Below are 21166 nucleotides of genomic sequence, written 5' to 3' on the forward strand. Positions count from 1 at the left end.
TTAAGGAGGGTTGCTCCTTGTTGGACGTTAACAATTTTGAATTTATGAAAATCGGACTCGCTTCTCCGGAGAAGATTCGTTCATGGTCCCGCGGAGAAGTTAAGAAACCGGAAACCATTAACTATCGTACATTGAAACCGGAAAAAGAGGGTCTTTTCTGTGAGCGTATCTTTGGACCACAAAAAGACTGGGAATGTCATTGCGGTAAATACAAACGTGTCCGTTATAAGGGCGTAGTCTGCGACCGTTGTGGCGTTGAGGTTACCCGTGCTAAAGTTCGTCGTGAACGTATGGGTCACATTGAATTGGCTGCTCCGGTATCTCATATCTGGTATTTCAAAGGTATCCCAAGCCGCATGGGGCTTGCACTAGATATGTCTCCAAGATCACTTGAAGAAATTATCTATTTCGCATCTTATGTTGTAACGGATCCAGGTGAAACTCCACTGGAAAAGAAACAACTTCTGTCCGAGAAAGAATATCGTAGCTACCGTGAAAAATACGGTTACGGGTTCCAAGCCGGCATGGGTGCTGAAGCTGTTAAAAAGCTTCTTCAAGATATCGACATCGATAAAGAGCTGGAATTCCTCAAAGAAGAACTGCGTACGGCCCAAGGCCAACGCCGTAACCGGGCGATCAAACGTCTGGAAGTCATTGAAGCATTCCGTAACTCCGGCAACAAGCCTGATTGGATGATCATGGATGTTCTTCCGGTTATTCCTCCGGAGCTTCGTCCGATGGTTCAGTTGGATGGTGGCCGTTTTGCTACGTCCGATTTGAATGATCTCTATCGCCGTGTTATTAACCGGAACAACCGTCTGAAAAGACTGCTTGATCTCGGTGCTCCTGACATTATCGTGCAGAACGAGAAACGGATGCTCCAGGAAGCTGTCGATGCTCTCATCGATAACGGCCGTCGGGGACGTCCGGTAACCGGTCCTGGTAACCGTCCACTTAAATCGCTCAGCCATATGCTGAAAGGTAAACAAGGACGTTTCCGCCAGAACTTGCTCGGTAAACGGGTTGACTACTCTGGACGTTCCGTTATCGTTGTAGGACCGTACCTCAAGATGTATCAGTGCGGACTTCCTAAGAAAATGGCGCTAGAATTGTTCAAGCCTTTTGTTATGAAAGAATTGGTTAATAAGGGCCTTGCCCACAACATAAAGAGCGCGAAACGTAAAGTTGAACGCGTAAGTCCTGAAGTTTGGGATGTACTCGAAGAAGTAATTAGAGAACACCCAGTGCTTCTAAACCGCGCACCAACACTTCACCGTCTCGGTATTCAAGCATTTGAACCGATTTTGGTGGAAGGTCATGCTATTCGTCTTCACCCACTCGTATGTACGGCGTACAATGCCGACTTTGACGGTGACCAAATGGCGGTGCACGTTCCTCTGTCTGCAGAAGCTCAAGCGGAAGCACGCATTCTCATGCTTGCATCTGGTAATATCTTGAACCCTAAAGACGGTAAGCCAGTTGTAACACCTTCCCAGGATATGGTCCTTGGTACTTTCTACTTGACCATGGATAACAAGGAAGAAAAGGGTAGTGGTATGATTCTGCGTACCGTTAACGAAGCTGTATCAGCTTACCAACGCGGAACTGCAGGACTTCATGCTCGTGTTGCTATTCCGGCTAAAGCACTTGGCAAAACATGCTTTACGGAAGAACAACAAAATGCAATGTTGATTACTACGATCGGTAAGATCATCTTTAATGAAATCTACCCAAGTAGTTTCCCTTATATCAACGAAGCAACCAAAACCAACTTGCTGCACGGCACACCAGAGAAATACTTTATCTACGAAAAAGGCGCGAACATTCGCGAGCTGATTGAATCCGCTCCAGAAGCCAGTGCTGTAGGTAAAGAATATCTGGGTCTGATAATTGCTCGTTGTTTTGAAACTTATCACACAACCAAAACTTCTATGATTTTGGATAAAATTAAACAGCTCGGATTCACTTACTCCACACGTTCTGGTGTTACAGTTGCCGTGTCGGACGTTATTGTTCCTGAGGAAAAGGTTACCATCCTGAAAGAGTCTGAAGCTAAGGTTGATGTGGTTGCTAACCAATATCGCCGTGGTTTGATCACCAATGACGAACGGTATGACCGTGTTATTGAGATCTGGTCGAAGACTAAGGATGATCTTACGAACATCCTGCTTAAGTCGATGGACCGTTTCAACTCTATCATGCTCATGGTTGACTCTAAAGCGCGTGGTAACAAATCGCAGATCACTCAGCTGGGTGGTATGCGTGGTCTGATGGCAACACCTTCAGGTCGGATTTTCGAATTGCCAATCAAGGCGAACTTCCGTGAAGGTCTTACCGTCTTGGAGTACTTTATCTCCACTCACGGAGCGCGTAAAGGTCTTGCCGATACCGCACTTCGTACCGCTGACTCAGGGTATCTGACACGTCGTCTTGTTGACGTTGCCCAGGACGTTATTGTCCGTGAAGAAGATTGTGGAACCGATAAAGGCTTCACAGTTAGTCGTATTCAGGATGGTAAAGAGGTTATCGAGGATCTGTATGACCGTATTGAAGGTCGTTACTGCTTCGAAACTGTTCGTCACCCAGAAACAGGCGAAATCATTGTTCACCGCAATGATTTGATTGACTCCGATAAAGCGGAGGCAATTGTAAACGCAGGTGTAACTAAGCTGCAAATTCGTTCTGTACTGAGCTGCCGTGCCCGTCATGGTGTTTGTAAGAAATGTTACGGACGTAACTTGGCAACTGGTAAACACGTTGAGATTGGTGAAGCAGTTGGTATTATTGCCGCACAATCTATCGGTGAACCAGGAACCCAGCTTACAATGCGTACGTTCCATACCGGCGGTGTTGCCGGTGATGACATCACTCAAGGTTTGCCGCGTATTCAGGAGTTGTTTGAAGCTCGTAACCCTAAAGGTCAAGCTACAATCAGTGAGATCGATGGCGTAATCAAGGAAATCCGTGAAACCAAAGACCGTCGCGAAATCGAGGTTCAAGGTGAAGCAGAATCCAAGACTTATTCCATAACTTATGGTTCACGTCTACGTGTTAGCGAAGGCCAAGAAATCGAAGCCGGCGATGAGCTGACAGACGGTTCGATTGACCCTAAAGAAATGCTGCGTATCAAAGGGATCCGTGGGGTACAAAACTACATTCTGCAAGAAGTACAGCGTGTATACCGTAACCAAGGCGTTGAGATCAATGATAAGCACATTGAAGTTATGATCAAGCAAATGCTTCGGAAGATCCGTATCATTGACGCAGGTGACACAAGTCTGTTGCCAGGTGCATTTGCGGATATTCATGAGTACGAAGGTGCTAACAAGGAAGCTATTTTGTCTGGTAAAGAGCCTGCTGTTGCTAAACCAGTCTTGCTCGGTATTACCAAGGCGTCTCTTGAAACTGATTCCTTCTTGTCAGCTGCATCATTCCAAGAAACTACTCGTGTCCTAACAGACGCTGCTATCAAAGGTAAAGTAGATAAGTTGCTTGGACTTAAAGAAAATGTTATTATCGGTAAGTTGATTCCTGCAGGTACTGGGATGAACCGTTACCGTAACGTTAAGCTAAGTGATCCAAATGCAGAAAGCGAACTTGAATCATTAGAGACGGTTCCTGCTGAATAAATTAGCAATCATGGTAGTGTGCTCATGTCATACCTACTCATAGGTGTGGCATGAGTGTTCTGCTGTGTATAATTTCTATAAAAATTGTTGCTGAATTTCTTGACACCATCTATTGATAATGCTAAAATGTCTAAGGTGCGTGAGTAGCCATGTTATCCTTGTTCATTGGAGGTAAAGAGAATGACTGATGATAGAGGACTACAGGATGCTCAGGTCAAGATCGGTACCAAACAAACCGTCAAGGCGGTAGAGTTGGGCCTAGCCGCAGAAGTCTATGTGGCAGAGGACGGAGATCAAAGGCTTACTTCCAGGATAGTTTTGCTTTGTAACAAACAAGGTGTTAAGATCACATATGTGGATACGATGCTGAATTTGGGCAAGGCCTGCGGAATAGAAGTTGGCGCTGCGATGGCAGCCGTCTTAAAACAATAGCTACAGAAATGTTTTTGTACTGGGGTGAACACCAGCGGCAAGAACTTTTCATTTGTCTTTTTATGAACCGCCTGGGTCTGTGGGCTTAGAGTTCTTAAATCGACTATCATTTCAGGAAGGGGGTGGCAACAACATGCCAACAATTAACCAATTGGTTCGTAAAGGCCGTCAAGCCAAAATCGAAAAATCTAAATCTCCCGCTCTTCAAAAAGGGTATAACGCCCTCAAGCGTGAGGCTACAAATTTGAGCGCTCCGCAAAAACGCGGTGTGTGCACTCGTGTAGGCACAATGACTCCACGTAAACCAAACTCAGCGCTTCGTAAATATGCCCGTGTTCGTTTGACGAACCGTCTCGAGGTAACAGCTTATATCCCGGGTATCGGACATAACTTACAAGAGCACAGTGTTGTATTACTTCGCGGAGGTAAAGTAAAGGACCTTGCAGGGGTTCGTTACCATATCGTTCGTGGTGCTTTGGATACAGCAGGTGTAGCTAACCGGATGCAAGCTCGTTCTAAATACGGTGCAAAACGTCCTAAAGCTAAGAAGTAAGATAACAATATCTGAATAATAAACATTTAAGAAAGGGGGATATCCATGCCACGCAAAGGTCCAGTTACAAAGAGAGACGTATTGCCAGATCCGTTGTATAATAGCAAGTTGGTTACTCGTTTGATTAACCGCATTATGCTGGGTGGTAAAAGAGGTGTCGCTCAAAGCATTCTGTACAATTCATTCAAATTGATTGAAGAACGTACGGGTAAAGATCCGATGGAAGTTTTCGAAGCTGCCATCAAGAATATCATGCCGGTTTTGGAAGTCAAAGCTCGTCGTGTCGGTGGTGCTAACTATCAAGTACCTATCGAGGTTAAACCGGAGAGACGTACTGCTCTGGGATTACGTTGGCTCGTAAACTACTCTCGCAACCGCGGTGAGAAGACTATGGAAGAGCGTTTGGCGGCTGAGATCATCGACGCTTCCAACAACACAGGCGCTTCTGTTAAGAAACGTGAAGATACACACAAAATGGCTGAAGCAAACAAAGCGTTCGCTCACTACCGTTGGTAGGATAAAGGTCATTCAAATAACTTATATTTTGAAGGGAGATCCATTTCATGGCTAGAGAGTTCTCCTTAAAAAATACACGTAACATCGGGATCATGGCGCATATTGATGCTGGTAAAACAACTACCACAGAGCGGATTCTTTTCTATACAGGCCGTACGCACAAAATCGGTGAAGTTCACGAGGGTGCTGCTACAATGGACTGGATGGAGCAAGAACAAGAGCGCGGAATCACGATTACGTCCGCTGCTACGACTGCTGCGTGGAAAGGTCACCGCATCAATATCATTGATACCCCAGGACACGTTGACTTCACTGTTGAAGTTGAACGTTCCCTGCGTGTATTGGATGGGGCAGTTGGTGTATTTAGTGCAAAAGAGGGCGTTGAGCCTCAGTCTGAAACCGTATGGAGACAGGCTGACCGTTATAACGTTCCCCGGATTGCATATGTAAACAAAATGGACATTATCGGTGCGGATTTCCTTAACGTAATCGAAACTATGCGTGATCGCCTTCAAGCCAATGCAGTTGCTATTCAATTGCCAATTGGTGCAGAAAGTGATTTCACTGGTATTATCGACCTAGTTGAGCAAAAAGCACACATGTTCAGAGATGATCTGGGCCAAAACATCGAAGTAACGGATATTCCGGAAGAATATTTGGCCAAAGTTGAGGAGCTGCGTCTCGAGTTGATCGAGAAAGTTGCTGAACTTGATGAGGATCTGACTATGAAGTATTTGGAAGGCGAAGAAATTACAATTCCGGAAATTAAAGCTGCAATTCGCAAAGGCGTAGTTGAAGTTAAATTGTTCCCTGTAATTGCTGGATCTTCCTACCGAAACAAAGGGATTCAGCTTATGCTGGATGCTGTTGTTGATTACTTGCCATCTCCTCTTGACGTTCCAGCTATTACTGGACATCTTGATGACGGTACAGAAGCTGTTCGTCACTCTTCGGATGAAGAGCCGTTTGCAGCTTTGGCATTTAAAATCATGACAGACCCTTATGTTGGTAAACTTACGTTCTTCCGTGTTTACTCAGGCGTACTTGAGTCCGGATCATACGTAGTTAATGCAACTAAGAACAAGCGTGAACGTATTGGTCGTATCCTTCAAATGCATGCGAACAGCCGTCAAGAAATTTCCATCGTGTATTCTGGCGACATCGCAGCTGCTGTTGGTTTGAAAGATACCAGTACAGGTGATACACTGTGTGATGAGAAGAATCCAGTAATTCTGGAATCAATGAACTTCCCTGATCCAGTTATCGAGATCGCTGTTGAACCAAAAACTAAAGCTGACCAAGATAAAATGGGTGTTGCTCTCGGAAAGTTGACTGAAGAGGATCCAACTCTTCGTGCTCACACTGATGAAGAAACAGGCCAAACAATCCTGGCTGGTATGGGTGAACTTCACTTGGACATCATCATCGACCGTATGCGTCGTGAGTTCAAAGTAGAAACCAATGTGGGTAAACCACAGGTTGCTTACCGCGAAACGTTCAAGGCACCTGCTCGCGTCGAAGGTAAATTTGTACGCCAATCTGGTGGTCGTGGTCAATACGGTCACGTATGGGTTGAATTTGAACCCCTCGAACCAGGTACTGGTAGCAAATTCGAAAGTAAAGTTGTGGGTGGCTCGGTTCCTAGAGAGTACATCGCTCCTGCACTTGCGGGTATTGAAGAACAAATGAAAAACGGCGTACTTGCTGGCTTCCCGCTAGTAGACGTTAAAGCTACCATCGTAGATGGTTCTTATCATGATGTCGATTCCAACGAAATGGCATTTAAAATTGCCGGTTCGATGGCACTCAAAGCAGCTAAAGACAAGTGTAAGCCTGTCCTGCTTGAGCCAATCATGAAAGTAGAAGTAACTGTTCCTGAGGAATATATGGGTGATGTAATGGGTATGCTGAACTCCCGCCGTGGCCGTATCGAAGGTATGGATTCCCGTGGTGGAGCGCAAATTATCCGTGCTAAGGTGCCTCTTTCCGAAATGTTCGGATACTCTACAACACTTCGTTCTGGTACACAAGGACGTGGCGTATTCTCAATGGAGCTTTCTCACTATGAAGAAGTTCCTAAATCCATTGCGGAAGAGATCGCTGCAAAGAACAAAGGCGCTGAATAATTACCAGTTTTAACTTGCCGTCCCGGGTATAAACACTCAGTCATCTAAGATTACACGTATGCGGGCGGCTCAAATATAAGGAACCCCACATTAAGGAGGAACTGTTCAAATGGCAAAGGCAAAGTTTGAACGTAACAAACCGCACGTTAACATCGGTACTATTGGTCACGTCGACCATGGTAAAACGACTCTGACTGCTGCAATCACTACTGTATTGTCCAAAACTTACGGTGGCGCAGCTATCGCATTCGATCAAATCGACAAAGCTCCTGAAGAGCGCGAACGTGGTATCACAATCTCCACTTCCCACGTTGAATATGAAACTCCTAACCGTCACTACGCTCACGTAGACTGCCCTGGTCACGCCGACTATGTTAAAAACATGATCACTGGCGCAGCGCAAATGGACGGAGCTATCCTGGTTGTATCCGCAGCTGATGGCCCAATGCCACAAACTCGCGAGCACATCCTGTTGTCCCGTCAAGTAGGCGTTCCTTACATCGTTGTCTTCTTGAACAAATGCGACATGGTTGAAGACGAAGAGTTGTTGGAATTGGTTGAAATGGAAGTTCGCGACTTGCTTAGCGAGTATGACTTCCCAGGCGACGATACTCCAATCATCCGTGGTTCTGCTCGTGAAGCTCTGCAAAACCCAGATGGCGATTACGCTAAAAAAATCATCGAAATGTTTGAAACAATCGATGAGTACATTCCACTTCCTGAGCGTCAAACTGACAAGCCTTTCTTGATGCCTGTCGAAGACGTATTCTCCATCACTGGCCGCGGTACTGTGGCAACTGGTCGCGTAGAACGCGGAACAGTTAAAGTCGGAGAAGAAATCGAAATCGTTGGTATTCATGAAGATACTAAGAAATCCGTAGTTACGGGCGTAGAAATGTTCCGTAAATTGCTGGATTCCGCTCAAGCTGGGGACAACATCGGAGCATTGCTTCGTGGTGTTGACCGTAACATGATCGAGCGTGGCCAAGTATTGGCTAAGCCGAACTCCGTTAAACCACACACTGAGTTCACTGCTCAAATTTACGTTCTGACAAAAGAAGAAGGTGGCCGTCACAAGCCTTTCTTCACTGGATACCGTCCACAGTTCTACTTCCGTACAACTGACGTAACTGGTATCATCAACTTGCCAGAAGGTACTGAAATGGTTATGCCTGGTGATAACATCTCCGTAACCGTACAACTGATCTCCCCAATCGCTATTGAAGAAGGTACTAAATTCTCCATTCGCGAAGGTGGCCGTACAGTTGGTGCTGGTAGCGTAGCTTCTATCCAAAAATAATAATTCGACTTCTATCTGCGGGTAGATTCCGAATTACAAACACCCCTGATTCTTCTTGCGGAGAATCAGGGGCTTTTTTTTATTTTTTTTTTGAGAAAGATTTATTATTCGACACCAATTGATAATAAAGCATAACAATATGATCTTTTTCTACATAATTCGTCAAATTACAACAATCGATTGTTTACAATTATACTAATCTTAGAGTAAAATGAAGGAGGTATAATAATGTAAAATAATAGGAGTTGTGGGAGGGTGTTAATATGGGGAAATGTCCTTTTTCCTTCATGCATGCGTTAACTGCACGTAATAATAATGTGGATTCTCCTGCCTCTCGTTCCTTAGACTTCAAGGATCAGAATCATGCTGTTGCGGAGTCTTTTCATAAACTGGAAGGACATGGCGAACTTAACGAGCAGATGAGGATGATTGATCTGACTGAAGCAGATCTGAACTTACTACGCAGGGTGAAACCTGTTGTTGAGCAGAATATAGACTATATCATTGATCAATTTTACAATTCTGTATTAGGTGTAAATAAACTCGAAGCTATTATTTTGGAACATAGCAGTATAGATAGGTTAAAAACTACTCTGCGTGGTCATATCCTAGAGATTTTTAATGGAAAGGTTGACGATGAGTACATAGCAAAGCGTCTAATGATCGCTAATATTCATAAAAGAGTAGGACTTGAGCCTAAATGGTACTTATCTGCTTTTCAGAATCTTCAGAACGTATTTATACGCGTTATATATAATGAAACAAACGATGACAATATACGCCTTCGAGTGGTTCAGACGGTGACTAAACTGCTTAATCTCGAGCAGCAATTGGTGCTAGAAGAATATGAGAAGGAGAATATAAGAGAGAAGGAGGAGCAATATTTATTAGTGAAAAATGAATTGAAACAAAAAATTTCAGAGTTTAGCGTTGAACTGATAGATTATAGCATCGATACTAATGCTGCTGTGAAGCAGCTAGTGGCAAGCAGCAATGAAGTAAGTAGAACATTCCAACGTACGGCTTCATCCGCTCTGGAGTCACAGGGATTAGCTGCAGATGGGCATGAACACTTGGACGATTTGACTGAGCAAATTAATCTCATATATCAGACCACCAGTGAGATGGAAGACTCGATCATTGAGTTAAGCGATTCCTCTAAACAAATTCAAAAAATTGTGAACTCAGTAAGGGAAATTGCTGATCAGACTAAAATCCTCTCACTTAATGCAACGATTGAAGCCGCAAGAGCTGGTGAGCATGGTAGAGGGTTTAGTGTGGTTGCTCAAGAAGTTAGCCGGCTTGCGGAGGATACTAAGAATACTGTGATTCAGATCGTAGAGCTAACAAATAAATCAGGACTCCTCACTCAGCAGGTTGTAGAAGAGATTCGTAAGGTGCAGGACTTAACTAAGAATGGGAAACACCAATCGGTCGAGACTAGTCTTATGTTCTCTGATATTGTAGATGCTATGCGTAGCAGTACACAGGAGATTGTAATAGTGGAAGAAGAAATAAGAACCTTAATCCAAACCATTGAGGGGATCGGAACTGCAACGGCTCAGACTGCTTCCTCCGCAGAGATTTTTAAGTCTGCGACAGAGAATCTTTAACATATATATAGTAGAAGAACAGCGCATGAAAAAAATATGCGTTGTTTTTCTATTTTCGCTTGCAATACTGCTGCCTATTATATATAATAATAAATGTTGTTCTGAGACGTTGCGATGATGTGAGAGGTTACTGACACACCCGGCCCCTTTGCCATGGGGACGAGGTCAGAAAATTTTCACGGAGTATGTCCGATACCAAATTGGGCGATAGAAGGAGGGACTAAAATGGCAAAGCAAAAAATTCGTATTCGCTTGAAAGCATACGACCACAGAATTCTTGATCAATCCGCTGAGAAGATTGTTGAAACAGCAAAACGTTCGGGTGCAGGTGTGTCCGGGCCGATTCCGTTACCAACTGAGAAGCAAATCATTACTATTCTCCGTGCGGTACACAAGTACAAGGATTCCCGTGAACAGTTTGAACAACGGACTCACAAACGTTTGATCGATATTGTGAACCCAACACCACAAACTGTGGATGCCTTGATGCGCTTGGATCTACCGTCCGGTGTAGATATCGAAATCAAATTGTAATTTTATTTTTAAGTAACTTAGGAAAAGAAAAGAGGTGTCAACATTGAAAGGTATCTTAGGAAAAAAACTCGGTATGACTCAAGTGTTTACTCCAGAAGGTAACGTAATTCCTGTTACTGTTATCGAAGCAGGACCTTGTGTAGTACTGCAAAAGAAAGACCTGAATATCGACGGATATGAAGCAGTGCAATTGGGCTTTTCTGATAAAAAAGAAAAACGCTCCAATAAGCCTGAACAGGGTCACGCCAAAAAGGCAAATGCAACACCTAAGCGCTACGTTCGTGAAATTCGCGGTGTTGATCTCGGGTCTCTCGAGGTTGGACAAGAACTGAAGGCTGATATCTTTGCTGAGGGCGAATTTGTTGACGTAACTGGTACATCTAAAGGTAAAGGTTTCCAAGGTAACATCAAACGTTGGGGACAAAGCCGCGGACCAATGGCACACGGATCGCGTTACCACAGAAGACCGGGTTCCATGGGTTCTATCCAAGCTAACCGTGTTCCTAAGGGCAAACGCCTTCCAGGACATATGGGTCACACGACTATTACGGTTCAAAAGCTTGAAATTATCAAGGTTGATGTTGAACGTAACGTATTGCTGGTTAAAGGCGCTATCCCAGGTCCTAAAAACAGCTTCGTGAAAGTTAAACAAACCGTTAAGAAATAATTATTGAAGAAAGGAGGAACATGAAATGCCAAAAGTAACACTTTTTAATATTAGTGGCAACGAAGTTGGTGAAGTGGAACTGAGCGATACAGTATTCGGTATTGAACCGAATGAGCACGTTCTACATGAAGCTGCGCTTATGCAAAGAGCTTCCCTACGTCGTGGTACACACAAAGTAAAAGGACGTTCTGAAGTTCGTGGCGGTGGACGTAAACCTTGGAAACAAAAAGGTACAGGTCGCGCTCGTCAAGGCTCCATTCGTTCTCCACAATGGAAAGGCGGCGGCGTTGTCTTCGGACCAACACCACGTAGCTATTCCTGGAAACTGCCTAAGAAGGTTCGTCGTTTGGCGATCAAATCCGCTTTGTCCTCGAAAGTACTCGAGAATGACATTATCGTATTGGATAGCTTGACAATGAATGCTCCGAAAACGAAAGAATTCGCAGCAATCTTGAACAATCTGAAAGTAGATCGTAAAGCGTTGATCGTAGCTACTAGCTATGATGATAACGTAGCACTTTCCGCTCGTAACATCCCTGGGGTGAAATTCGTAGCGGCTGACGGCATTAATGTTCTTGACGTACTGACGTACGACAAACTGATCATCACTAAAGAAGCAGTTCTGAAGGTAGAGGAGGTGTTCGCGTAATGAAAGATCCTCGTGATATTATCAAACGTCCGGTGATTACGGAACGTACTTCCGACTACATGAGCGAAATGAAATACGCTTTTGAAGTGGATATCCGTGCTAACAAAACCGAAATCAAAAAAGCTGTCGAGGCTATTTTCAAAGTAAAAGTAACAAATGTGAACACAATGCGCGTACCTGGCAAACTGAAACGTTATGGTAAATATTCTGGTTACACTCCAGAGTGGAAAAAAGCCATCGTTAAGCTTAGCCCGGACAGCAAACCGCTTGAATTTTTTGAAGCGGTAGAATAATACTCTGTTGAAGTAAGGAGGGAACTACAGTGCCAATCAAAAAGTACAAACCGACCTCTCCGGCAAGACGCGCTATGTCCGTGTCTACGTTTGAAGAAATTACAACAAACCAGCCAGAGAAATCGTTGCTTTCTCCGCTGTTCAAACATGCGGGACGCAACAACCAAGGTAAAATTACGGTTCGTCACCATGGCGGCGGACATAAACGTAAATACCGTATTATCGACTTCAAGCGGACTAAAGACGGCATACCAGGTAGCGTTGCTACAATCGAGTATGACCCGAACCGCACATCTAATATTGCTTTGATCCACTATGCTGATGGAGAGAAACGTTATATCATCGCTCCTAAAGGTCTAAGAGTTGGGGATAAAGTAGAGTCCGGTCCTGCGGCCGACATCAAAATTGGTAACAGTCTTCCACTGGAAAACATTCCAGTAGGTACAGTTATCCACAACATTGAGTTGAAACCAGGTAAAGGCGGACAATTGGTTCGTGCAGCTGGTACAGAAGCTCAATTGCTTGGTAAAGAAGAAAAATACTGTTCCGTTCGTTTGTCATCCGGTGAGGTTCGTAAGATCCTTAGCGTATGCCGTGCAACTATCGGTTCCGTAGGTAACGAAGATCACGAATTGATCAAAATCGGTAAAGCTGGACGTAGTCGCTGGCTCGGCCGTCGTCCTGAAGTTCGCGGGGTAGTAATGAACCCTAACGATCACCCACACGGTGGTGGTGAAGGTCGCGCTCCAATCGGACGTAAATCGCCAATGTCTCCATGGGGCAAACCAACCCTTGGTTACAAAACGCGTAAGAAAAACAAGGCATCTGATAAATATATCGTTCGCCGCCGCACTAAATAAGACGCTTCTGGCAAGTTAATAAAGCGCGAAGCGTCGATTCGCGGTTTGAAGAACCGGATGAAGGGAGGATTCACACATGGGTCGCAGTTTAAAGAAGGGGCCGTTTATCGATGGCTACCTGCTTAAAAAAGTTGAGGAACTGAACGAGGCTGAAAAAAAGGTTGTAGTTAAAACTTGGTCCCGTCGCTCAACCATTTTCCCTCAGTTTATCGGACATACGTTTGGTGTATATGACGGCCGTAAACACGTGCCTGTATACGTAACAGAAGATATGGTAGGTCACAAGTTGGGCGAGTTCGCGCCAACACGTACTTACAAAGGCCACGCGGGTGACGATAAGAAAACAAGAAGATAATAATAAGGTCTCTGTTTGAAAGGAGGTTAAACAATGGAAGCAAAAGCACATGCAAGATCGGTGCGAATTTCCGCTCGTAAAGCGAAACTGGTTGTTGACTTGATTCGTGGTAAGCAAGTGGGGGAAGCAATTGCTATTCTTCGCCACACTCCGAAATCCGCTTCTCCGGTCGTTGAAAAGTTGCTTAATTCGGCAATTGCGAATGCTGAGCATAACTATTCTTTGGACGTGAACAGTTTGTTCGTTAGCGAGGTTTTCGTTAACCAAGGACCTACTATGAAACGTTTCCGTCCGCGCGCCATGGGCCGCGCAAGTCGGATCAATAAACGCACGAGCCACATTACACTGGTGGTATCTGAGAAATAAGGAGGGATAACACGTGGGTCAAAAGGTAAATCCAATCGGACTCCGAATCGGTATTATTCGCGATTGGGAATCTAAATGGTATGCAGGAAAAGATTTCGGTACTCTTCTGATGGAAGACGTCAAAATCCGGGAATACCTTAAAGGCAAATTGAAGGATTCCGCTGTTTCCCATATCGAGATCGAAAGAGCGGCTAGCCGCGTGAACGTTACAATTCATACAGCTAAACCAGGTATGGTTATTGGTAAAGGCGGAGCAGAAGTAGAAGTACTTCGCAGCGCAGTTACAGCAATCGCTGGTGGCAAAAAAGTACACATCAACATCAATGAAATCAAGCACCCTGAATTGGATGCAATTCTTGTAGCTGAGAGCATTGCTCAACAATTGGAACGTCGTGTATCGTTCCGTCGTGCCCTCAAACAAGCGATTCAAAGAACTATGCGTTCTGGCGCAAAAGGGATTAAAACTCAAGTGGGCGGACGTCTTGGCGGAGCTGAGATTGCTCGTTCAGAAGGTTATAGCGAAGGAACAGTTCCACTTCATACGCTTCGTGCCGATATCGATTACGGAACGGCTGAAGCACATACAACTTACGGTCTTATTGGCGTAAAAGTATGGATCTACCGTGGAGAAGTTCTTCCCCCAGCTAAGAAACAAGCTGCTCAGGAAGGAGGCAACTAATCATGTTGGTACCAAAACGCGTAAAACACCGCAAGCAACAACGCGGACACATGAAGGGTATGGCAAAAGGCGGTACTGAATTGAACTTCGGCGAATTCGGCCTGGTTGCACTTGAACCGTCTTGGATCACTAACCGTCAGATCGAAGCTGCTCGTATCGCGATGACACGTTATATCAAACGTGGCGGTCAAGTTTGGATCAAGATTTTCCCAGATAAACCTATTACTCAAAAGCCTCTCGAGGTTCGTATGGGTAGTGGTAAAGGTAACGTTGAGAAATGGGTAGCCGTAGTTAAACCGGGCAAGATTATGTTCGAACTCGGAGGCGTGTCGGAAGAAATCGCTCGTGAAGCGATGCGTCTTGCCGCTCACAAGCTGCCTGTAAAGACTAAGTTTGTGAAACGTGAAGAATTGGGTGGTGAAGCAAATGAAAGCTAATGAACTTCGCAACTTAACCACTGCTGAGATTGAACAAAAGATCGCTGGATTCAAAGAGGAACTTTTTAATCTCCGTTTTCAATTGGCAACTGGCCAATTGGACAACCCAACTCGGATTCGTGACGTGCGTAAGGAAATAGCTCGTGCTAAAACCGTGATCCATCAAAGAGTGCTTGGGATTAGTTAAGTGAGACGGATCGCAGATCCGTATTCAGGAAGGAGGCTAACTAATGAGTGAAGAACGTAATGCACGTAAAGTGCTAATCGGTAAAGTGGTCAGTGATAAAATGGATAAAACCATCGTAGTTGCTGTTGAAACCTATAAAAAACACAATTTGTACCACAAACGCATCAAGTCTACGAAGAAATTCAAAGCACATGATGAGGGAAATGTTGCAAAGATTGGCGATACCGTAAAACTCATGGAAACTCGTCCGTTGTCTAAGGACAAACGTTGGAGACTAGTTGAAGTGGTAGAAGCAGCGGTTATCATCTAAGATATCAAGAGAGTTTTTCCGGAAGGAGGAAATTATAATGATTCAACCATTTACACGTTTGCATGTGGCTGACAACTCTGGTGCGAAGGAACTGATGTGTATCCGCGTACTGGGTGGTACTGGACGCCGTACAGCAGCAATCGGTGATTTGATCGTTTGTTCCGTTAAACAAGCAACACCAGGCGGCGTTGTCAAAAAAGGTGATGTTGTTAGAGCGGTAGTTGTTCGTACGAAACGTTCCGTTCGTCGTAAAGATGGATCTTACATCGCATTCGACGAAAACGCAGCTGTTGTTGTTAAAGACGACAGAAGCCCTCGTGGAACACGTATCTTTGGACCAGTTGCTCGCGAACTTCGCGATAAAGACTACATGAAGATCGTTTCCTTGGCACCGGAAGTTATCTAATAAACACGGCACCAATAAGTTGAAGGTTAGTTATAGGAGGTGTAATAAATGCCTAGAGTGAAAAAAGTTCTGGAATCCCATAACAATAAACTGCACGTGAAGAAAGATGACGTGGTGCTTGTGATTAGTGGTAAAGACAAAGGCAAAAAAGGCCGTGTCATCGCTGCTTATCCTCGTGAAAACCGCGTTCTGGTAGAAGGCGTCAATATGGTGAAAAAACACCAAAAGCCGAACCAGCTGAATCCACAGGGTGGAATTATTGAGCAGGAAGCTTCGATTCATGTGTCCAACGTAATGCACATCGATCCGAAGACCGGCAAAGTAACCCGTATCGGTTACAAAGTTTTGGACAATGGTAAAAAAGTTCGGATTGCTAAAAGATCCGGAGAGATTATCGACTAATCTAGCCCTTAAGAAAGGAGGTTAAATCTTCATGGCAGCAAGAATGAAAGAACGTTTTCTTAACGAAATTACACCTGCTTTGATGCAGAAGTTTAACTATACAACTGTTATGCAAGTGCCTAAGATCGAGAAGGTTGTCATCAACATGGGTGTGGGTGACGCTGTTCAAAACTCCAAAGTACTTGATGCTGCAGTTAATGACATGCAGTTGATCGCTGGTCAAAAACCAGTAATCACTAAAGCTAAAAAATCCATCGCTGGTTTCAAACTACGCGAAAATATGCCGATTGGGGTTAAAGTAACACTGCGCGGAGAGCGTATGTATTACTTCTTGGACAAATTGTTCAACGTAACACTTCCACGTGTACGTGACTTCCGTGGTGTTTCCACTAAAGCCTTTGATGGCCGTGGTAACTACACACTTGGTCTTAAAGAACAATTGATCTTCCCCGAGATCGAATATGACAAAGTGGATAAAGTCCGCGGTATGGACATCGTTATTGTAACGACTGCTAAGACGGACGAGGAATCCCGCGAGCTGCTGGGTCAGCTGGGAATGCCTTTCGCAAAATAAAGTCGGTTAATCCATTTTCTCCGAAAATGTTTAGGAGGTGTCAGGCTAAGTGGCAAAAACTTCGATGAAAGTTAAACAACAACGTACGCCTAAGTTTAAAGTACGTGCATATACACGTTGCGAACGTTGTGGTCGTCCACATTCGGTACTGCAAAAGTTCAAAATTTGCAGAATTTGTTTCCGTGAATTAGCTTATAAAGGCCAGATCCCTGGCGTGAAAAAAGCAAGTTGGTAAGAAGTTTATAAACGGGAAGGAGGTTTACACACATGACTATGTCTGATCCTATTGCAGATATGCTTACTCGTATTCGTAACGCTAACATTGTGCGTCACGAGACGGTAGAAATGCCTGCTTCTACTATGAAGAAACAAATCGCTGACATTTTGAAGCGTGAAGGTTTCATCCGCGATGCGGAATTCGTTGAAGATAGCAAACAAGGGATTATCCGTATCTTCTTGAAATACGGCCCTAACCAAGAGCGTGTTATTTCTGGTTTGAAAAGAATCAGTAAACCAGGCCTTCGCGTATACACGAAGAGCAATGAAGTGCCTCGTGTACTCGGTGGTCTAGGAATCGCGATTATCTCCACATCTAAGGGAGTTATGACCGACAAAGAAGCTCGTCAATCAAAATCTGGCGGAGAAGTTGTCTGCTACATTTGGTAATAAACGTCACAAGATAAGGAGGTGCAACACATGTCTCGTATTGGTCGCAAACCAATCGCAGTACCTAGCGGTGTAGATGTCACTTTGGACAACGCCGTTATTACAGTAAAAGGTCCAAAAGGTTCTTTGACTCGTGAGCTTCATAAAGACATGAAGGTTACAGTTGAAAATAACGAAATTACCGTTGTTCGCCCGTCGGATAACAAATTGCATCGTTCACTTCACGGCACAACCCGCTCCGTTGTCAACAACATGGTAGCAGGTGTGACTGAAGGTTTCTCGAAATCTCTGGAACTGGTTGGGGTCGGATATCGTGCAAGCAAATCCGGAGATAAAATCGTTCTGAACGTTGGTTATTCCCACCCGGTTGAAATTACACCGGAAGCTGGTATCGAGTTCGAAGTTCCTGCGAACACGAAGATCATCGTTAAAGGTATCGATAAAGAACGCGTTGGCGCATACGCTGCTAAAATCCGTTCCGTTCGTGAACCAGAACCGTATAAAGGTAAAGGTATCAAATATGAAGGCGAGCGTATCATCCGCAAAGAAGGTAAAGCTGGTAAGAAGAAATAACCAGTTTAAACTTAATTGTAAGATACCCCGTGCATCTTAAAGTGAAGCTGTTTACGGCAAACTGAAGGGAGTGAAAGGGAAGTCATGATTACAAAAGAAGATAAAAACAAGGCTCGTCTCAAAAGACACCTGCGTGTTCGTAAGAAGATCCAGGGAACTACTGAGCGTCCACGTTTGAACGTATTCCGTTCTTCGAAACACATCTACGCTCAACTGATCGATGATGTTAAAGGGGTTACTATCGTATCCGCTTCTACACTTGATAAAGATCTGAGCGCTAACATCGGTAATGGCGGCAGCGTTGAAGCTGCAGCGAAAGTTGGCCAATTGGTCGCTGAGCGTGCCAAAGAAAAAGGATATGCAGTGGTCGTATTCGACCGCGGAGGTTACTTGTACCATGGACGGATTCAAGCATTGGCTGATGCAGCTCGTGAAGCTGGTCTTGAATTCTAGAATAATTCTTAAAAGGAGGTTAACGACTTGCGTGTAGATCCGAACAGTTTAGAACTGACAGAAAGAGTTGTACACATTAACCGTGTTGCAAAAGTTGTAAAAGGCGGACGCCGTTTCAGCTTTAGTGCACTTGTTGTTGTGGGCGACGGCAACGGCTACGTCGGTGCTGGTATCGGTAAAGCCGGCGAAGTTCCGGATGCCATCCGTAAAGGCATTGAAGACGCCAAGAAAAACCTGATTCACATCCCAATCGTAGGAACTTCGATTCCCCATCTCGTTACTGGACACTTCGGCGCAGGACGCGTGTTGCTGAAACCAGCATCAGAGGGTACTGGCGTTATCGCTGGCGGTCCAGTTCGTGCGGTATTGGAATTGGCAGGCGTTGGCGACATTTTGACAAAATCACTGGGTTCTTCGAATTCCATGAACATGGTCAATGCAACTTTGGAGGGACTTTCCCGTCTGAAACGCATTGAAGAGGTCGCGAAACTTCGCGGCAAATCTGTCGAAGAATTGCGCGGTTAAGGAGGGGAACGTCAATGGCAAAATTGCAAATTACCCTCGTACGTAGTGTAATCGGACGTCCAGAAACACAACGTGTTACTGTTAAGACGCTCGGCCTGCGTAAACTCAACACGACAGTGGTTCACAATGACAGTCCTGCAATTCGCGGAATGATCAATAAAGTGAGTCACTTGCTATCTGTAACTGAAATTGAAGGCTAATCGCCTCGCATAAATTAACAAACATAAGGAGGTGCAAACGATGAAGTTACATGAACTTGCTCCAGCTCCTGGTTCCCGCAAAGAACGCAATCGCGTTGGTCGTGGTCCTAGTAGCGGAAATGGTAAAACTTCCGGTCGCGGTCACAAAGGTCAAAACTCACGTTCTGGCGGTGGTGTTCGTCCGGGCTTCGAGGGTGGACAAAATCCGCTCTATCGTCGTCTGCCTAAACGTGGTTTCGTCAATCCTACCCGTAAAGAGTATGCGATTGTGAACCTGGAAGATCTGAATAGCTTTGCAGAAGGAACTGAAGTGACTCCGCAGTTGTTGCTTGAAACTGGTGTTGTCAAGAATTCCAAAAGCGGCATCAAGATTCTCGGCAACGGTGAGTTGACCGTAAAATTGACTGTACAAGCAAATAAGTTCTCTCAATCTGCGGTAGAGAAAATCGAGGCTGCCGGCGGTAAAACCGAGGTGATCTAATGTTCAAGACGCTTAAGAATATCTGGCATGTTGAAGATTTGCGCAAAAAGATCCTGTTTACCTTGTTCATTCTGTTTATCTACCGTATCGGTTCGTTTGTTCCGGTTCCTGGTGTAAACAAAGATGTACTGGCAACAGCAAATCAGAGCGGTGACGCTTTGATGGGACTCTTGAACACCTTCTCGGGCGGAGCGCTCAAAAACTTCTCGATATTTGCGATCAGTATTTATCCGTACATTACAGCATCCATCATCGTGCAATTGCTGTCGATGGATGTTGTTCCTAAGTTTGCTGAATGGGCTAAACAAGGGGAGCACGGAAAAAAACAATTGGCGCAAATCACTCGTTACGGTACAGTGATATTAGCCCTGATCCAAGGTTTTGCTACGTCGATAGGGTTTAACCGGATATACAATACTCAAATGATGCCGAATGCGACATTTGCTGATTACTTGCTGGTTGCCATTATCTTGACGGCAGGTACTTCTTTCTTGATGTGGCTTGGTGAACAGATTACCGAAAAGGGAATCGGGAACGGGATTTCGATCCTGATTTTTGCGGGAATCGTCGCCGGTATCCCGGGATATATCACAAGTACGGCTAACTCAAGCTTTATTCAGCCGGATCAGGTGTTCCTGAATATTCTTAAAGTCGTTATTGTGCTGATTGTGATTGTAGCGATTATTACAGCAGTTATCTTCGTGCAGCAAGGTATTCGGAAGATTCCTGTTCAATATGCTAAACGCGTAGTTGGCAACAAAATGTACGGTGGACAGAATACACATATTCCGCTGAAAATTAATGCGGCAGGTGTAATTCCGGTAATCTTCGCCGTATCATTGCTTCAGTTCCCAGTTGTTCTCTCCAGTTTCTGGTCAACACATGCCTGGGCACAATGGATTACCAAATATTTGGCAACCGATGCTCCGCTTGGTATGCTTCTGTATGTAGTGATGATCATCGGGTTTACGTTCTTCTATACGTTCGTACAGATGAATCCTCAGCAGATGGCTGATAACATGAAGAAGAATGGTGGTTACATCCCAGGTATCCGTCCTGGTAAAGCTACAGAGAAATATCTGACTAGAGTAATGTCTCGTTTGACTATGTCAGGCGCGTTGTTCCTAGCTTTGATCTCTGTACTACCGATGTTCTTCGGTGCTATATCTGGATTGCCCAAAGAAGTTCGAATTGGTGGCACTGCGCTGCTTATCGTAATCGGCGTGGCATTGGATACTATGAAGCAGATCGAGAGCCATTTGATCAAACGCCATTACAAAGGCTTCATCAATAAATAGGTGATAGGTTCCGGTGAAGCTTAAGTTTTTATTCTTCCCGGCACCTATTATGCTGTTTCTTGCTTGGTGGCGAACTTTTGGG

General features: G+C 44.7%; 29 protein-coding genes. All 29 read left to right on the top strand.

The genetic code is table 11. From position 1 onward, the window contains the following. Positions 1 to 17 precede the first annotated feature (17 nt). Entirely contained in the window at positions 18 to 3629 is a 3612-nt protein-coding gene (gene rpoC / locus NST45_RS29870; RefSeq protein WP_036680514.1) for a DNA-directed RNA polymerase subunit beta', read from the top strand. 180 nt (positions 3630 to 3809) lie between these two features. Further along, the gene (locus NST45_RS29875; protein ID WP_038573459.1) at positions 3810 to 4061 is read left to right on the top strand and encodes a ribosomal L7Ae/L30e/S12e/Gadd45 family protein; all 252 of its coding nucleotides are present in this window, start codon (positions 3810 to 3812) and stop codon (positions 4059 to 4061) included. A gap of 133 nt (positions 4062 to 4194) precedes the next feature. After that, a complete protein-coding gene (rpsL, locus tag NST45_RS29880) occupies positions 4195 to 4614 on the top strand; it encodes a 30S ribosomal protein S12 (protein ID WP_036680518.1) in 420 nt (139 codons plus the stop codon). A 45-nt stretch (positions 4615 to 4659) separates the two neighbouring features. Next, positions 4660 to 5130: a 30S ribosomal protein S7 gene (gene rpsG, locus NST45_RS29885; protein WP_036680520.1), complete on the top strand. Its 471-nt coding sequence runs from the start codon at positions 4660 to 4662 to the stop codon at positions 5128 to 5130. Between the two features lie 47 nt (positions 5131 to 5177). Beyond that, positions 5178 to 7256: an elongation factor G gene (gene fusA, locus NST45_RS29890; RefSeq protein ID WP_036680521.1), complete on the top strand. Its 2079-nt coding sequence runs from the start codon at positions 5178 to 5180 to the stop codon at positions 7254 to 7256. Between the two features lie 109 nt (positions 7257 to 7365). Then, a complete protein-coding gene (gene tuf / locus NST45_RS29895; RefSeq protein WP_036680523.1) occupies positions 7366 to 8556 on the top strand; it encodes an elongation factor Tu in 1191 nt (396 codons plus the stop codon). Between the two features lie 263 nt (positions 8557 to 8819). Continuing rightward, the gene (locus NST45_RS29900) at positions 8820 to 10169 is read left to right on the top strand and encodes a globin-coupled sensor protein (protein ID WP_076099617.1); all 1350 of its coding nucleotides are present in this window, start codon (positions 8820 to 8822) and stop codon (positions 10167 to 10169) included. 225 nt (positions 10170 to 10394) lie between these two features. Further along, positions 10395 to 10703, top strand: coding sequence for a 30S ribosomal protein S10 (gene rpsJ / locus NST45_RS29905; protein WP_017692074.1), 309 nt, complete (start codon positions 10395 to 10397; stop codon positions 10701 to 10703). Between the two features lie 43 nt (positions 10704 to 10746). After that, positions 10747 to 11370 carry a 50S ribosomal protein L3 gene (gene rplC, locus NST45_RS29910; protein ID WP_036680532.1) on the top strand — a complete coding sequence of 208 codons (624 nt, stop codon included), beginning with the start codon at positions 10747 to 10749 and terminating at the stop codon, positions 11368 to 11370. 25 nt (positions 11371 to 11395) lie between these two features. After that, on the top strand, positions 11396 to 12019 hold the full coding sequence (rplD, locus tag NST45_RS29915; RefSeq protein ID WP_036680536.1) for a 50S ribosomal protein L4: 624 nt from the start codon (positions 11396 to 11398) through the stop codon (positions 12017 to 12019). Next, positions 12019 to 12312, top strand: a complete 294-nt coding sequence (rplW, locus tag NST45_RS29920) for a 50S ribosomal protein L23 (protein WP_036680537.1) — start codon at positions 12019 to 12021, stop codon at positions 12310 to 12312. Before rplD ends, rplW begins: the two co-directional genes overlap by 1 nt. A gap of 29 nt (positions 12313 to 12341) precedes the next feature. Then, entirely contained in the window at positions 12342 to 13172 is an 831-nt protein-coding gene (gene rplB / locus NST45_RS29925) for a 50S ribosomal protein L2 (protein WP_036680541.1), read from the top strand. 76 nt (positions 13173 to 13248) lie between these two features. Beyond that, positions 13249 to 13527: a 30S ribosomal protein S19 gene (rpsS, locus tag NST45_RS29930; RefSeq protein WP_036652940.1), complete on the top strand. Its 279-nt coding sequence runs from the start codon at positions 13249 to 13251 to the stop codon at positions 13525 to 13527. Positions 13528 to 13560: 33 nt separating this feature from the next. Continuing rightward, a complete protein-coding gene (gene rplV / locus NST45_RS29935; RefSeq protein ID WP_036680546.1) occupies positions 13561 to 13893 on the top strand; it encodes a 50S ribosomal protein L22 in 333 nt (110 codons plus the stop codon). Positions 13894 to 13906: 13 nt separating this feature from the next. Next, a complete protein-coding gene (rpsC, locus tag NST45_RS29940; protein WP_038573452.1) occupies positions 13907 to 14572 on the top strand; it encodes a 30S ribosomal protein S3 in 666 nt (221 codons plus the stop codon). Between the two features lie 2 nt (positions 14573 to 14574). Continuing rightward, positions 14575 to 15009, top strand: coding sequence for a 50S ribosomal protein L16 (rplP, locus tag NST45_RS29945; protein WP_036680552.1), 435 nt, complete (start codon positions 14575 to 14577; stop codon positions 15007 to 15009). Then, positions 14999 to 15196, top strand: a complete 198-nt coding sequence (gene rpmC / locus NST45_RS29950; protein WP_019908232.1) for a 50S ribosomal protein L29 — start codon at positions 14999 to 15001, stop codon at positions 15194 to 15196. The genes rplP and rpmC overlap by 11 nt, the downstream gene beginning before the upstream one ends. A 43-nt stretch (positions 15197 to 15239) precedes the next feature. Next, complete coding sequence (gene rpsQ, locus NST45_RS29955; RefSeq protein WP_036680554.1) at positions 15240 to 15506, top strand: 30S ribosomal protein S17; 267 nt, start codon at positions 15240 to 15242, stop codon at positions 15504 to 15506. Between the two features lie 37 nt (positions 15507 to 15543). Beyond that, the gene (gene rplN / locus NST45_RS29960) at positions 15544 to 15912 is read left to right on the top strand and encodes a 50S ribosomal protein L14 (RefSeq protein ID WP_036680556.1); all 369 of its coding nucleotides are present in this window, start codon (positions 15544 to 15546) and stop codon (positions 15910 to 15912) included. Positions 15913 to 15960: 48 nt separating this feature from the next. Beyond that, a complete protein-coding gene (gene rplX / locus NST45_RS29965) occupies positions 15961 to 16314 on the top strand; it encodes a 50S ribosomal protein L24 (protein ID WP_076099615.1) in 354 nt (117 codons plus the stop codon). A 31-nt stretch (positions 16315 to 16345) separates the two neighbouring features. Then, positions 16346 to 16888 carry a 50S ribosomal protein L5 gene (gene rplE / locus NST45_RS29970; RefSeq protein WP_036680558.1) on the top strand — a complete coding sequence of 181 codons (543 nt, stop codon included), beginning with the start codon at positions 16346 to 16348 and terminating at the stop codon, positions 16886 to 16888. A 49-nt stretch (positions 16889 to 16937) separates the two neighbouring features. After that, positions 16938 to 17123 (top strand): type Z 30S ribosomal protein S14, encoded by a 186-nt coding sequence (locus NST45_RS29975; protein WP_013312154.1) that lies wholly within the window; start codon positions 16938 to 16940, stop codon positions 17121 to 17123. Positions 17124 to 17155: 32 nt separating this feature from the next. Then, on the top strand, positions 17156 to 17554 hold the full coding sequence (rpsH, locus tag NST45_RS29980; protein ID WP_036680560.1) for a 30S ribosomal protein S8: 399 nt from the start codon (positions 17156 to 17158) through the stop codon (positions 17552 to 17554). Positions 17555 to 17584: 30 nt separating this feature from the next. Next, positions 17585 to 18127: a 50S ribosomal protein L6 gene (rplF, locus tag NST45_RS29985; protein ID WP_036680562.1), complete on the top strand. Its 543-nt coding sequence runs from the start codon at positions 17585 to 17587 to the stop codon at positions 18125 to 18127. A gap of 84 nt (positions 18128 to 18211) precedes the next feature. After that, entirely contained in the window at positions 18212 to 18580 is a 369-nt protein-coding gene (gene rplR, locus NST45_RS29990; protein WP_036680564.1) for a 50S ribosomal protein L18, read from the top strand. 27 nt (positions 18581 to 18607) lie between these two features. Beyond that, a complete protein-coding gene (rpsE, locus tag NST45_RS29995; RefSeq protein WP_036652980.1) occupies positions 18608 to 19105 on the top strand; it encodes a 30S ribosomal protein S5 in 498 nt (165 codons plus the stop codon). Positions 19106 to 19119: 14 nt separating this feature from the next. Beyond that, entirely contained in the window at positions 19120 to 19305 is a 186-nt protein-coding gene (gene rpmD / locus NST45_RS30000) for a 50S ribosomal protein L30 (protein ID WP_036680567.1), read from the top strand. A gap of 40 nt (positions 19306 to 19345) precedes the next feature. Next, a complete protein-coding gene (gene rplO / locus NST45_RS30005) occupies positions 19346 to 19786 on the top strand; it encodes a 50S ribosomal protein L15 (protein WP_036680569.1) in 441 nt (146 codons plus the stop codon). Further along, a complete protein-coding gene (secY, locus tag NST45_RS30010) occupies positions 19786 to 21084 on the top strand; it encodes a preprotein translocase subunit SecY (protein WP_036680571.1) in 1299 nt (432 codons plus the stop codon). The genes rplO and secY overlap by 1 nt, the downstream gene beginning before the upstream one ends. Positions 21085 to 21166: the final 82 nt, after the last annotated feature.

It is taken from the genome of Paenibacillus sp. FSL R7-0163, assembly GCF_037969975.1.
In the GTDB taxonomy this organism is placed as follows: Bacteria; Bacillota; Bacilli; order Paenibacillales; family Paenibacillaceae; genus Paenibacillus_AQ; species Paenibacillus_AQ odorifer.

Excerpts from the sequence above, each read along its gene's own strand:
- rpmD (WP_036680567.1), top strand. The coding sequence starts at position 19,120 with ATGGCAAAATTGCAAATTACCCTCGTACGTAGTGTAATCGGACGTCCA.
- rplV (WP_036680546.1), top strand. The coding sequence starts at position 13,561 with ATGGAAGCAAAAGCACATGCAAGATCGGTGCGAATTTCCGCTCGTAAA.
- tuf (WP_036680523.1), top strand. The coding sequence starts at position 7,366 with ATGGCAAAGGCAAAGTTTGAACGTAACAAACCGCACGTTAACATCGGT.
- fusA (WP_036680521.1), top strand. The coding sequence starts at position 5,178 with ATGGCTAGAGAGTTCTCCTTAAAAAATACACGTAACATCGGGATCATG.
- rplP (WP_036680552.1), top strand. The coding sequence starts at position 14,575 with ATGTTGGTACCAAAACGCGTAAAACACCGCAAGCAACAACGCGGACAC.
- rplR (WP_036680564.1), top strand. The coding sequence starts at position 18,212 with ATGATTACAAAAGAAGATAAAAACAAGGCTCGTCTCAAAAGACACCTG.
- rpsQ (WP_036680554.1), top strand. The coding sequence starts at position 15,240 with ATGAGTGAAGAACGTAATGCACGTAAAGTGCTAATCGGTAAAGTGGTC.
- secY (WP_036680571.1), top strand. The coding sequence starts at position 19,786 with ATGTTCAAGACGCTTAAGAATATCTGGCATGTTGAAGATTTGCGCAAA.
- rplO (WP_036680569.1), top strand. The coding sequence starts at position 19,346 with ATGAAGTTACATGAACTTGCTCCAGCTCCTGGTTCCCGCAAAGAACGC.
- NST45_RS29900 (WP_076099617.1), top strand. The coding sequence starts at position 8,820 with ATGGGGAAATGTCCTTTTTCCTTCATGCATGCGTTAACTGCACGTAAT.
- rpsS (WP_036652940.1), top strand. The coding sequence starts at position 13,249 with ATGGGTCGCAGTTTAAAGAAGGGGCCGTTTATCGATGGCTACCTGCTT.
- rpsH (WP_036680560.1), top strand. The coding sequence starts at position 17,156 with ATGACTATGTCTGATCCTATTGCAGATATGCTTACTCGTATTCGTAAC.
- rpsL (WP_036680518.1), top strand. The coding sequence starts at position 4,195 with ATGCCAACAATTAACCAATTGGTTCGTAAAGGCCGTCAAGCCAAAATC.
- rplD (WP_036680536.1), top strand. The coding sequence starts at position 11,396 with ATGCCAAAAGTAACACTTTTTAATATTAGTGGCAACGAAGTTGGTGAA.
- rplX (WP_076099615.1), top strand. The coding sequence starts at position 15,961 with ATGCCTAGAGTGAAAAAAGTTCTGGAATCCCATAACAATAAACTGCAC.
- rpsJ (WP_017692074.1), top strand. The coding sequence starts at position 10,395 with ATGGCAAAGCAAAAAATTCGTATTCGCTTGAAAGCATACGACCACAGA.
- NST45_RS29875 (WP_038573459.1), top strand. The coding sequence starts at position 3,810 with ATGACTGATGATAGAGGACTACAGGATGCTCAGGTCAAGATCGGTACC.
- rplW (WP_036680537.1), top strand. The coding sequence starts at position 12,019 with ATGAAAGATCCTCGTGATATTATCAAACGTCCGGTGATTACGGAACGT.
- rplN (WP_036680556.1), top strand. The coding sequence starts at position 15,544 with ATGATTCAACCATTTACACGTTTGCATGTGGCTGACAACTCTGGTGCG.
- rpsG (WP_036680520.1), top strand. The coding sequence starts at position 4,660 with ATGCCACGCAAAGGTCCAGTTACAAAGAGAGACGTATTGCCAGATCCG.
- rplF (WP_036680562.1), top strand. The coding sequence starts at position 17,585 with ATGTCTCGTATTGGTCGCAAACCAATCGCAGTACCTAGCGGTGTAGAT.
- rpmC (WP_019908232.1), top strand. The coding sequence starts at position 14,999 with ATGAAAGCTAATGAACTTCGCAACTTAACCACTGCTGAGATTGAACAA.
- rplE (WP_036680558.1), top strand. The coding sequence starts at position 16,346 with ATGGCAGCAAGAATGAAAGAACGTTTTCTTAACGAAATTACACCTGCT.